Source organism: Aeribacillus sp. FSL M8-0235, from assembly GCF_038000355.1.
GTDB lineage: Bacteria > Bacillota > Bacilli > Bacillales > Aeribacillaceae > Aeribacillus > Aeribacillus composti.
Genome location: NZ_JBBOBW010000001.1, coordinates 1,977,224 through 1,989,800 on the forward strand (window position 1 = coordinate 1,977,224; position 12,577 = coordinate 1,989,800).

Sequence of the window (12,577 nt, forward strand, 5' to 3'; positions counted from 1 at the left end):
TTTTCTTATTCGTCAAGGTTTCGGACTTCCACTGGCATCAACTTATTTTCCAACCGTTCCCGATACTTTTCGTAACGCTCCGGAAGCTTTAATTCTTTTCCAAGTGCATCTAAAGATTCATCAATTGCAAAACCCGGAGGATCTGTTGCAATTTCGAACAAAATTTCACCATGCTCTCTAAAATAAATAGAATGAAAATACTTTCGATCCTGAACTGGCGTTACCCTGTATCCATTTGATTCTAAAGATGTTTTCCATTCTAATTGATCGTTGTCGTCTTTTGCCCGAAGCGCGATATGATGGACTGTTCCAACCCCCATGATGCCGCGTCCGGAAGAAGTAATTTTTACATCAACGACATTGCCGATTTCACTTGGAGACTGAAAACGAATAAAATCTCCTTCCCTTCCAATTCGTTGAAGTCCAAAAATATTCTCCAACAACTCTGACGTTTTTTCAGGAAATGATGAATATAATACGGCGCCGCCAAATCCTTTAATGGCAACATCAGAGGTGACATGGCCAAATTCCCATTGATTTAATTCTCCTTCTTTTCGTTCCACTAGCTCAATGTTCAAACCGTGCGGGTCTTGAAATACAAGCAGTGACTCACCAAACCGTTCTGTCATTGTAAACGGAATTCTAAATTTATCTAGTCTTTCTTGCCAAAAGCTCATGGAACCTTCTGGTATCACATAAGAAGTTACACCCACCTGACCATTGCCGATTTTTCCTTGATACGCATCAGGCCAAGGAAAGAAAGTAATCAGTGTCCCTGGCTTTCCTTCTTTATCCCCGAAATAAAAATGGTACGTGCCGGGATCATCGAAATTCACAGTTTTTTTAACTAACCTCAGCCCTAAAACTCCAGCATAAAAATCAATATTTTCCTGCGGATGGCCGACAATAGCAGTAATATGATGAATTCCAGCTGTTTTCTTTTTCATCTTTGATTCTCCTTTATTATTTTCTTTACGCGATTCATTTTTGTAAATCAATTATTTTAACGGGTCGTTATTTCGAATTAAAATATCTCGAATTAAATTATTTTTAATTCGAAATAATTTTATCAAATCTTTCATTTATTGTCAAAAAGCTGATCTGTTGAATTTTTCATCTCTTTTCGTTCCGTATTCACTAAAATACCATCCTTACCAAAATGAAAGCAATCGCAAGAGCAGCGTTTGAATGCGAAGAGAAACCTCCCTCTCCTCTTGCGCGCAAAATCGTTACAGAAATTGTTGTTCTGGCCGCAGCAAGGGCAATTGGCCGTTCCATAAATTTTTTTGTGATGGCTCGGCAAACACAGTCGAATTTAAGATTGGTGATGAACACGCAACATCCTGAAAGTAGCCGGCATCCGCCAGCTGCTTTCAGATAAACCGAAAACATGCAAAAGCAAATTGCTTTTTGCAGACTGATCGGAATGACCGTTGCAATTTAATATTAGTAAATCCGTATGGCTTTAGCAAATGTAGACAAATGAAGTTGAATACCGTAACCGGACAGGTATCATTTCTGATCTTCTTTTTTATCATCTAATTCAAAGAACTCAGCAAAATCCATCAGCGAAGCATCTTTGTCTTTTAACGCCAATTTTGCTAAGATGATTTCGAGAAGACATAAGCCAATTAAAATAAGTAATCCTTTCATCATATTCCTCCCCCCCTCAAACTCATCTCTTTGTCAACATCAACATAATGTATGAAACGCGTTTCAGGTCAAGGATTTTTAAAAGAAAGGGATATTTCATGGCAACGATTCGTGATATTGCAAAGCTTGCAGGTGTTTCTGTTACAACGGTTTCGAGAGTTTTAAATAATCATCCATATGTCAGTGACGAAAAAAAAGAAGCGGTTTTAAAAGTGATAGAAGAAATCAACTATAAACGGAACATTCATGCAGTCCACTTGTCTAGAGGCTTTTCAAATTTGATCGGCGTCGTCCTGCCTAAAATCGATCATCCTTATTTTAGCAGCATTGTGGAAGGGATTTCGGAGGAAGCGATCAAGCATCATTTGCAGCTTGTTCTCTTTCAAACGAATTATGAACCAGCAAAAGAGCTTGAAGCATTGGAATTGTTGCGGGGAACCTTATTGGATGGTGTCATTTTTTGTTCAAGAGCCATTTCCTTTGATGTATTGAAAGAATATAAAAATGCTGGACCGATCGTTCTTTGCGAAGATTCAGACCAAAGCCATTTCCCTTCTTTGAGCATTCCGCATGAACAGGCATTTCAGTTTGGTTTGGACTATTTAATTTCGAAAGGTCATACGAAAATTGCATTTACTTTAGGACGAATGGAAGGGCCAAACAGTAAAAAAAGAAGAAAAGCCTATAAAACAAAAATGAAGGAATTAGGCGAACCGATTCGAAGCGAGTGGATCTTCGACAAATGCCTATCGATCACTGACGGCAAACAGCTTATGGAAAAGCTTCAGCATTTAGAGAAAAAACCGACTGCCTTTTTTGTTACAAACGATCAAGTGGCAGCAGGTATCTTATTAAGTGCTGAACAATATAAAATAAAGATTCCTCAAGACATTGCCATCTTAAGCTTTGATAATCAGCCTATTGCCGACATCATGGGAATCACTACTATTGAAATCCCAATAAGAAAAATGGGGAAGCTTGCGGTGCAATCGATTATTCATTGTAAAGAAAAACGGGAGCAAACAAATAAGAAGATGACTCTCCCCTTTCGGTTAATTGAGCGGAAAACTGTGTAACCCATGAAGAAGGATGCCCCCTCTTTAGAGTTCAAATCATTCCTGCCAAACGATCATCTGCAAAAACCGAAGCAGCTTGGCAGGATTTTTCATTTGATTTTGTAATCATTTTGACGATTTGCATGCGTCTTTTTCCATATTCCGTTTTCTTTTGACGTTCAGTGTGAAATTCATCGATTACTACTCAAAGCTGGTTAACAGCTTGTCTGCATACTTACTCCCCTTTTTGGCCGACAGCAAAGTGTACGTCAATCACAAATGGCCTTACAGATGTTTTCAATTGCATAGCAATGAAAATCCTTAAAATTGGAGCGTTATTTCCCCAAACCGCTTTTTAAAACAATTTTCCTACTCCGTTAATTTTCTTCTTATCAGCAAGCTTGCGATCACGATGCTCAAAATATTTGCTGCATAAACAAACGCTTCATTTCCGTCAGCCATCGAGTTGAATTTGTAAAAAAAGTGCGGCCATGGTATAAGTTCGCCGTTTGTCACGTATTCGACAACCGTATAAATGGCAATGAATCCGAACGCCATTTCTACATTTTTGACCAATAAAATCAATAACGCACCAATCAGCAAAAAATTCAACCCGAGCAGCAAGGCGAATAAAATTAAATGCCAAGGCACATCCGCTAGATTACGGAAGAAAAACAACAAGATCATTAACAAATTCATCACGGTGTAATATCGCATTAAATCAATAATGGCGTGCTTTTTATACAGATTGATCAATGTTTCCCATGCCCCGTCCTCCCTTCTAACCATGATCCGAAGCAGAACAAAATCATTGAAAGGAAATCGAAATACGCCTCAAGTCGTAGTTCAAAATATGCCTCAGGTTCGTTATGAGCAGCGACCACAAAAGGTAAGATGAAAATTGAAAGGAGGTCATTCAAATTATGAAAAAAATCGGTTTGTTCATCGCAGGTGCAATAGCCGCAATAGTTTTAATCGCCAATCTCGGCTCAATCGTCGGACTTCTTATCAGTTTGCTTGTTCTATACTTTTCGTTTAAACAATTTGTGAAATCCGACAAAAAATCAAAAAAATGGTTTTGGGGGATTGTCGGGCTGATTGCACTATCTGTTTCAGCTGCAAATGTCCCAGCTATTCTCGGTTTAATCGCCGCATATGTGCTTTATCTCATTTTTAATAATTGGAAAAAATCGAATGATCCGTATGTGTCAGACGATCCATTCACCAATTTTGAAAAACAATGGGAATCACTAAAACGACAATAAATGGAGGGGAAAAAAATGAGCATATTTACGAGATTAAAAAATGTGATTATGGCCGATTTACATGATTTATTGAATGAACAGGAACAAAGGAATCCAATTGCGCTATTAAATGAATATTTGCGCCAATGTGAAAAGGAAGTTGAAAAGGTTCAAAAATTAATCGAACGCCAACGATTATTAAAACAAGAGCTGTTAAGAGAATACAACCATGCTGAACACTTAAAAGAAAAAAGAAAATATCAAGCCGAAATTGCGTTGAAAGCGCAAGAAGAAGAATTGCATCAATTTGCCATCAACGAGCAGCAGCAGTATGAGGAGCGTGCATCAAAATTAAAACAAGCGCTTGAACAAGCAACGAAACAGCTCATTGACTTAGAACATAAATATGAAGAAATGAAACATAAATTAAAAGATATGCATATAAAGCGCATGGAGCTGATGGGACGAGAAAATATTGCACGCGCCTACTCCCGGATCAACCAAGTTCTTGAGCAGCATAATTCCGAAAAGAACCATTTTGTTCGCTTTGCTGAAATAGAGAATTACCTTGATGAACTGGAAAATCGAATCAACAACAGATACGATACATTAACATTTGATGCAAGAATCGCAAAGCTTGAAAAAGAATTAAAAAATCAAGAAACGGATTCAAATTCTTAACGTAAATTGTTATGCTATAAGGGCGTAGTTCTCTACGCCTTTCCATATTTATGTTCACACTAATAGGAAGGAGAGGAGCCTCGTGTTTCATCAATCGAAAATAGATTTTACAAAATGGATTTTCGTCATTGGCATCATCTTATTCATCGCAGAGCTTTTATTTTTCAATGGTGAGGCCCTTTTCTTCCTAATGATGATGATTTTTTGCGTATATATTGGAAGAAAAAGAATGCCGAAAAAATCAGGATTATTGTTATTTTGGATCGGAATAATCGGCGGCGTTCTATCTTTTTTCAATATGTTTACATTCCGACTGCTTCTATTTGCTGTTTTCATTTACTTTATTTTTCACTATGTTCAAAACAAGCAGGTAGCTGCTAAAAAGTCTCCTAAAATTGAAGAAGCAGATCCAATCCTCTCGCAAGAAGAGACATTTTCCAAAACGCCTCTTTTTCAAAACAGATTGTTCGGAACGCAGCGAACCGAAGAACAAATATACAGATGGAACGATGTCAACATTCAAACAGGCATCGGCGATACAGTAATAGATTTAAACTATACGATTCTTCCGAAAGGTGAAGCGGTGATTGTCATCCGAAAGCTTATCGGCAATATCGAAATAATTGTTCCTTACGAGCTGGAAGTGTCCGTCCACCATTCCGGTTTCATCGGCTCCTACTCCATTTTTGATTATAGTGAACCGAATGTATGGAACGAAACAATTCGATATGAGTCCAAAAACTATCATGAATCTGCCCAAAAAGTGAAAATCATCACCTCTATAACCTTTGGCAGAATAGAGGTGAAAAGAACATGAATGTATTGCAAAGACAAATTATTATCTGCTTAGTAACATCAGTAGTCACTTTTTTATTTTTCACTGTTTCGCTTTTGCTTACGTTCCTGTTTCCTAATTGGACATTACTATGGAAACAAAAAATTCTTGATATTCCGTTTATCCTCTTCACGTTCGTAATCAGCAGCGCCATCGGCTTGCTTTTCGGCATTCTATTCGGACTTCCTTTTAAAGATAAACTACACAAGATTGAAGACAAACTAAAAAAAATAACAAAAGGAGAAACGGTTGAACAAAATGAACATATAAACATTAAAGAATTAGATGAAATCAACCTTCGAATTGACCAAGTGCAGCATCATCTCATTGAACAGACGAAATTAACGCAAAAACTTGCAGGTGAAAACGCAAAAGAACAAGAAAAAAGATTGGAAGAAATCATTTCACAAGAAAGGCAAAGGCTGGCACGCGAGCTGCATGACTCTGTCAGTCAAAACTTGTTTGCGGCCTCGATGCTCATTTCTGCTGTTAAAGGAAACAAGGAAAAAATCGATGAAGGAACGAGCAAACAAATCCATTTAGTTGAAGAAATTATTCAGCAGTCCCAGCTTGAAATGCGCGCTCTTCTTTTGCATTTGCGGCCTGTCCCTTTAAAAGGTAAATCTTTGCAAACTGGAATTGAAGAACTGCTCACAGAGCTGCGGCAAAAGGTGCCGATGAACATCCAATGGAAGACAGAGCAATTTCCTCTAGATAAAGGGATTGAAGACCATTTATTCCGCATTTTGCAAGAATCGGTGTCAAACACTCTTCGCCACGCCAAAGCGAATACACTTGAAGTATTGCTGATCAAACGGAAAAATATGGCCATTTTACGGATTGTCGACGATGGTGTAGGATTTGACGTTCAATCGGCAAAATCAGGAGCATATGGTTTGCAAAACATGTATGAACGTGCAGCCGAAATCGGCGGAACATTGCAAATTGTCAGTGTCCCTCATGAAGGAACTAGATTGGAAATAAAAGTACCGTTGTTAACAGATGAAGGTGATAAAAATGATTAAAGTATTACTAGTTGATGATCATGAAATGGTAAGAATCGGCGTTTCGGCTTTTTTATCGTCCCAGCCTGACATAGAAATCGTCGGCGAGGCTGATAATGGCAAAAAATGCATTGAACTAGCTTTACAATTAAAGCCTGATATTATTTTAATGGACCTCGTCATGCCGGAAATGGACGGGATTGAAGCGACAAAAGAAATACTTCATCAATGGCCAGAGGCAAAAATCATTATTGTCACAAGCTTTCTCGATGATGAAAAAGTCTACCCTGCCCTTGAAGCCGGTGCTGTCAGCTATATGTTAAAAACTTCAAAAGCAGACGAAATCGCCGATGCGATCCGTTCAACATATCAGGGACAATCTGTCTTAGAGCCTGAAGTGACAACGAAAATGATGGCAAGAATGAATAAAAAACAAAACCGCCATCCTCATGAAGAATTAACAAACCGAGAAATGGAAGTGCTGCTTTTAATGGCTCAAGGGAAATCAAATCAAGAAATTGCAGATGAGTTGTTCATTTCATTAAAAACCGTCAAAGTTCACGTCAGCAACATTTTAAGCAAACTGGGCGTTCAAGACCGCACCCAAGCCGTCATTTATGCGTTCAAGCATTCGCTAATCAAGTAAAATTGGCAATAAGCGAAGAAAAGAGAAAGTGGAATGGTTTTTCACCGAAGCACAAATACAGGAAATTTCATTCGAAATTTATTTATCATTTTACATATAATCAAAACAAAAAAATTGCTAGTTTTCCCATCCTAATAGAAGATCACATACGTAAGCGATGTTATTCATCTCCCAAATGAATGCATATTCGTCGACAAAAGCAAATATAAACATGTGAACGCTTGATAAAATCGGCTAAAAATAATTCAAAAATCTCAAGCGAAACGATGGCGGAAATCGAAATAATCGGTAAAAGAAATCAGAAATCCTCCTATTCGTTTTCCGCCAAAAACTAGTTTTCTCTTAAAAAAACAATAGATGAACAAAAGTCCTAGCATGACTATCTAGGCTGCCGAAAAATAGCAGCCTTTCCTTGCAGATAGCACATCTAATAAGCCTTTTGTTTCTAGCTTTAGGAACAGTGTAAAATGAAATTCATAATAAGGTTCTTCTGCTCGAAACTTGAAAAAGACGTAATTTTTCCCCCAACAGTATTCCGGCTTTTATCGTATATATGGAGCATGCTCTTTTTCCAATGCATCCTGCAGCCATCTCGGATGCATCGTTAAAAGGTTTTCCGGCAGATCGTTTGGAGCGAAAAATCGTGCATCAAGCGTTTCATCTGTTTTTTGACGCAGCGTCCCTCCAATGATTTTGCACTCAAAGCAGGTTGTAATAAAGTGGCTGATTTCGCCATTTGGGTATAAAAAAATTTGTGAATCCGGATCTGAGTAAATGCCGATCAACCGGGTTACCTCCACTTCAAGACCTGTTTCTTCATAAATTTCTCTTATAATTGCTTCTTCCACCTTTTCTCCCGGCTCTACATGCCCTGATGGAATGCCCCATAGTCCGTTATCCGACCGTTTTAATAGGAGAACTTGCTGCTGTTCGTTAAAAATAATTCCCGCCACTCCTGCTTCGATCCGCTCCGGCCATGCAAAATCACGCGTATTCCATTGTTTAATTTTGACACGATCATCAAATAAAGACTGCAAATTTCCGATCACCGCATCCGGATTGCGGTAATCCCCGGGAGATGGAAACGGTGCATTCTTCCCGTTGGAAATTAAAATCGCTTGAATCCCTGCTTGATGAGCACCTAATATATCAGTTAACGGGTTATCGCCGATCATAACCACTTTTGCTTTAGACGAAATCGATTCAATCGCTTTCTGGAACATAAATGGATTCGGTTTGCCGACAATGTACGGTTTTTTCCCGGTTGATGCTCGTATCATTTCAGCAACAGCTCCTGTTGCAGGCAAAGGACCTTTCGAAGTAGGGAAACTCATATCGGCATTCGTTGCAATAAACTTCGCACCATTATGTATTTGTTTTACCGCTTCCTGAATATCGTACAAAGATACATTTCCGCTCCAGCCGACAACAACGGCTTCTGCCTCCTCTTCACCCTTTACAACCATTACTCCTGCTTGACTGCACTCGTGCTGTAAATGATCGTCCCCCAGCACGTAGGCACTGCGAATATTTTGTTTTCGCAAATATTGAGCTGTCAACCAAGCGGATGTAATGATTTCCTCTGGACTTGCTGTAATCTCCATTCGCTTGAGCCGTCCGGCAATTTTTTCTCTCGTAGTACAAGGATCATTTGTAAGAAACCGAATCATTTTCTTTTCTTGACGCAAGCGCCGCAAAGATTCAACTGCCCCAGGAAGCGGATTTTCTCCTATGTAAATCACTCCGTCTAGGTCAAATAAAAACACGTCAAAATCATCTATGATCATGAAATCATCCTTCCTTAGTGAACCATTTTCGCATGAAACAAGCTGATTGAAAAAACCTCCTCATCAGCAAGCTAATTCAAGTTAAAGTGATCGTTTTCTCGAAAAGATTTGAACTTATTTAAAATACCTCAAAACTAACTCGTGTTAAAACAATCGTTTTCTCAATGAACCATTTCTTAAACTTGCGCAAAACTTTTAGAAGTTTTTTTGCTGTCAAACCAAAAGATGTTTCAATAAAACGATTTGCCTTGCTTGAAAGTTTGCATGAGCTTGTATGAGGAGAATCTTCTCTCTTTATTTCCACTTCTACATATGATTATAATAGATTTATCGTTCACGCAGCAAAAAGGCGGTTTAAATGGAGAAAATGTGATGTGGAATATTGGGAATTTGAGCAATAAGACAAAAGTTTTTTCAAAAAGACTGTGCAATTCGTGCACACTAAGAACTAATCTCTAATCAAATGTATGCTTTTACGACTGATCTCCTTTCTAATAAAGAAAGGTCTGTATTTGATCTGACATTTATGCAAGTTGTCTTCCCCCTCTAAATGCCAGCAATACTGAACATTTATCCCCCTTTTTGCAGGGAGCTGGTCTATGTATCGCTCAAAAGTTTAAGGTGAGGACATTTATCCCCACCCAAATACATCTTCTGATATCAAAAAAATCAAACACATTCTTCTATTTTCTAAAGCTTAAATTGCCGTACAAATTCATTCAGCTCTTCGGCTAGCTTCGCTAGTTGTTCGGAGCTGTTCGCCACTTCTTCCATAGAACTGCTTGTTTGTTCGGCTGCCGCAGAGGTTTGCTCAATACCTGCTGCTGATTGCTCGGAGATCGAGGCTATTTCCTCGATGGAACGGTTCATTTCCCGGCTGTTGGAAGCGATTTCCGTCAAGTTGTTCGCAATTGTTTGAATATGATGAACCATGTCCGTAACAGCTTTGTTGATCGTTTGAAATGTTGCGCCTGTATTTTTAATTTGCTCTGTTCCTTGTTCAACCTCCTGATAGCCGCTCTTTAAAGCATCAACTACATTCTTTGATTCATTTTGGATATTGTCGACAATGCTTGTTATGTCTGAGATTGAGACGGAAACTTGTTCAGCGAGCTTTCTTACTTCATCTGCAACTACTGCAAAGCCTTTTCCGTTTTCGCCTGCTCTTGCCGCTTCAATCGCTGCGTTTAATGCTAGAAGATTCGTTTGGTCCGCAATTCCTTGTATGACGGATACGAGTTTTGTAATTTTTTGCAAATGTCCGTTTAAACCGAGCACTTTATCAACAGATTGTTGAAAAATTTCGTCAATTTTCGACATTTGTTCGGTAGAAGACATCATTAGTTTATTTCCTTTGCCGGCAATGTCAAGCACCTCTCTGGAGACTGATTCAATATGCTCCCCTTTTTCGCTGGCATCTTGAACTTTTTCGACAAATACCTCCATCTTTGCTGCCATGTCGCTCGCGCTGCTTGCTTGCGTTTCAGCGCCTGATGCCAATTCCTGCATGGTGGTTGAAACCTGCTCTGATCCGGCCTTCACTTCATTTGCAGAGTGGGTCATCTCCTCGCTGTGGCTTGTCAGTACTTCAGAAGCATTCGAAATGTTTGTAATCATTTCTTTCAGTTTCTTTTGCAGCTGATTTATGGCATGTGCCAGGTTTTGTGTTTCATCTTTCGAACTGATTTTTATTTCACCTTGTGTTAAATCTCCGTTAGCCAACAAATGCATGCGCTCTGATACGGCATGTATTGGTTTGGAAATGCTGTTCGAAAACAGCCATACGATGAAAAATCCAATCACGACCGTTGCGCCAATGACAATCATTAAAAAAACGAGAAGATCTTTAGCCGGCTGATTGAAATCCATTAAATACGTGCTCGCACATACAACCCATCCCCAATGAGGATCGGTTTTGGAATAGGCGACTTTTTTTTCAATTCTATTTTCGTTATCAGGCAGCGCCCATTCGTAATAAGTTAAACCGCCGCCTTCATTTCCGGTTTTGATCATTTTTTGAATGAATTTTACGCCTTTAGAATCTTCATCATTCCAGCTTTCTCTGCCTTCTACGGCTGGGTGTCCAATTAAAGTTCCTTCTTGATTGATAATAGAAATGTAGCCGTTTTCGCCTAAATCAAAATTTTTATTAATTGGCCGTTTGCCGTCAGCATTCTTTTCCCCCAATATCGCAACTTTTACCTGTTCCTGCGCTTCTTCTAAAGACAGTGTACCCTTTTCGACCTCTTTATTTAACGCATCGATTAACTCAATGGTCATTTCAACGCTGTTTTTTAAGTTCGTTTCCCCCAGCTTGTTTAAACTGGAAGTCGTTTTCTGATAGCTTAATAAACCTAAAATGACTAACGGAATCGTTAATAAAAGAAATGAAATGGTCATTAGCTTCAAACGTATCGTGAATTGAAAATTTTTTTTCATAAACATTACCCCTTTGTTATACCATAAATTTTTTAAAGAATTCGATCTTCCCTCTTAGAAAAACGTTACGGAACTCATTGTCCATCCATTTCACTCCCTCAAATCCGAAATTGGCTGCTTGACATTTTAATTATCGGTCTAAAAACATACTTTTTTTAGTTAATTAATCATTTATTGTTAAAATTGTATTTTTTTTGCTTTCGTATGAACGTATATGATCAAAAAATATGATCAACCGATAACCCGATATTTAAGCGTTTTTATTAAAAATATCGTCCATTTATTGCGGTTCTTTTACGTCAATGAAGTAAAAATAATCTGAAAATAGTCTATATGTTCGATCCGATAAAATTTATTTTTCTAATTCATTTACTATGAATAAGCAGCAATTATTTTTTTGTATTTTCCCTCATCGGCTTCGGCTCGCCTAATAAATATCCTTGAGCGTAATGAACCCCCAATGCTTTAGCCATGTCTAAATCTTCTTTTTTCTCAATTCCTTCTAAAACTAGTTTCATATTGGTACGTTCGCAAAGAAATAAAAGCTTTTTAATAACATCTTGATTTTTGCCCGAATTATATAAATTTTGGCCTAAAGAACGATCGACTTTAATATAATGCGGGTTTAAATCGACAATGGTTTCTAACGATATTTCACCTTTTCCGAAATCATCAACGGCAACTTTATACCCTTCATCTTTTAAAAATTGAATATTTTTTTTCAACAATTCAATATTTTCGATTTTTTCACTTTCATTTATTTCAAAAACTACTTTTTCGGTCGACTGAAAAAAAAGGTTTATTTTTTTTATAAATTGGGTAAAAGAATGATGAACAATCGTCGATGGAAATACGTTAATAAACAGCTTTTGCTGCAGGTCTCCCATCGATGTTATTGCATTGTGAATGGAGCAAGTATCCAGTTCATATAAAAAACCGCATTCACGGGCGATTTGAAACAAAATTTCCGGATCGGAAAAATATTTGCAGCGAAGCAAAGCTTCGTATCCATATATTTTTGATTCTTTTAATTCATAAATAGGTTGAAAAAAATGACAAAATGATTTGTTATCTATAATTTCTTTTATCCTTCTAATTTCCCATTTAACCAATGGAAGAACCTCCTAGACGTCTATCTATAGACCTATTTCGGATAATGTCTAATGTTATATTTCATATTTTTAGTATATATTTTAATGCTTTTAATATCAATAGTCTCTTGGGGGCTTAACT

12 protein-coding genes are annotated in these 12,577 nt (G+C 37.9%); 6 read left to right on the plus strand and 6 right to left on the minus strand.

Annotated elements, in window-relative coordinates:
- Positions 1-5 precede the first annotated feature (5 nt).
- Both NSQ71_RS09540 and NSQ71_RS09545 read right to left on the minus strand, forming a co-directional pair.
- On the minus strand, positions 6-947 hold the full coding sequence (locus NSQ71_RS09540; RefSeq protein ID WP_144598032.1) for a ring-cleaving dioxygenase: 942 nt from the start codon (positions 945-947) through the stop codon (positions 6-8).
- 565 nt (positions 948-1,512) lie between these two features.
- Positions 1,513-1,656, minus strand: a complete 144-nt coding sequence (locus tag NSQ71_RS09545) for a hypothetical protein (protein WP_161939811.1) — start codon at positions 1,654-1,656, stop codon at positions 1,513-1,515.
- A 95-nt stretch (positions 1,657-1,751) separates the two neighbouring features.
- Here NSQ71_RS09545 and NSQ71_RS09550 point away from each other — a divergent pair, with 95 nt between their 5' ends.
- Positions 1,752-2,729: a LacI family DNA-binding transcriptional regulator gene (locus NSQ71_RS09550; RefSeq protein ID WP_063387811.1), complete on the plus strand. Its 978-nt coding sequence runs from the start codon at positions 1,752-1,754 to the stop codon at positions 2,727-2,729.
- 348 nt (positions 2,730-3,077) lie between these two features.
- On the opposite strand, the gene NSQ71_RS09555 is transcribed toward NSQ71_RS09550, so the two are convergent.
- Positions 3,078-3,464, minus strand: a complete 387-nt coding sequence (locus tag NSQ71_RS09555) for a hypothetical protein (protein ID WP_066251242.1) — start codon at positions 3,462-3,464, stop codon at positions 3,078-3,080.
- Between the two features lie 167 nt (positions 3,465-3,631).
- Between NSQ71_RS09555 and NSQ71_RS09560 the strand changes: the two genes are divergently transcribed.
- The 5 genes from NSQ71_RS09560 (at position 3,632) to NSQ71_RS09580 (ending at position 7,118) form a co-directional block, all read left to right on the plus strand.
- Positions 3,632-3,973 (plus strand): lmo0954 family membrane protein, encoded by a 342-nt coding sequence (locus NSQ71_RS09560; RefSeq protein ID WP_063387809.1) that lies wholly within the window; start codon positions 3,632-3,634, stop codon positions 3,971-3,973.
- A gap of 15 nt (positions 3,974-3,988) precedes the next feature.
- Positions 3,989-4,633, plus strand: a complete 645-nt coding sequence (locus NSQ71_RS09565) for a PspA/IM30 family protein (protein ID WP_063387808.1) — start codon at positions 3,989-3,991, stop codon at positions 4,631-4,633.
- Positions 4,634-4,715: 82 nt separating this feature from the next.
- Complete coding sequence (gene liaF, locus NSQ71_RS09570; protein WP_066251251.1) at positions 4,716-5,450, plus strand: cell wall-active antibiotics response protein LiaF; 735 nt, start codon at positions 4,716-4,718, stop codon at positions 5,448-5,450.
- Entirely contained in the window at positions 5,447-6,493 is a 1,047-nt protein-coding gene (locus NSQ71_RS09575; protein ID WP_063387806.1) for a sensor histidine kinase, read from the plus strand. Before liaF ends, NSQ71_RS09575 begins: the two co-directional genes overlap by 4 nt.
- Complete coding sequence (locus tag NSQ71_RS09580; RefSeq protein ID WP_063387805.1) at positions 6,486-7,118, plus strand: response regulator transcription factor; 633 nt, start codon at positions 6,486-6,488, stop codon at positions 7,116-7,118. Before NSQ71_RS09575 ends, NSQ71_RS09580 begins: the two co-directional genes overlap by 8 nt.
- 542 nt (positions 7,119-7,660) lie before the next feature.
- On the opposite strand, the gene NSQ71_RS09585 is transcribed toward NSQ71_RS09580, so the two are convergent.
- The 3 genes from NSQ71_RS09585 to NSQ71_RS09595 form a co-directional block, all read right to left on the minus strand.
- Positions 7,661-8,905: an HAD-IIA family hydrolase gene (locus NSQ71_RS09585; protein ID WP_339192858.1), complete on the minus strand. Its 1,245-nt coding sequence runs from the start codon at positions 8,903-8,905 to the stop codon at positions 7,661-7,663.
- A gap of 690 nt (positions 8,906-9,595) precedes the next feature.
- The gene (locus NSQ71_RS09590) at positions 9,596-11,344 is read right to left on the minus strand and encodes a methyl-accepting chemotaxis protein (RefSeq protein ID WP_340733819.1); all 1,749 of its coding nucleotides are present in this window, start codon (positions 11,342-11,344) and stop codon (positions 9,596-9,598) included.
- A 389-nt stretch (positions 11,345-11,733) separates the two neighbouring features.
- Complete coding sequence (locus NSQ71_RS09595) at positions 11,734-12,456, minus strand: EAL domain-containing protein (protein WP_082829624.1); 723 nt, start codon at positions 12,454-12,456, stop codon at positions 11,734-11,736.
- Positions 12,457-12,577 lie beyond the last annotated feature (121 nt).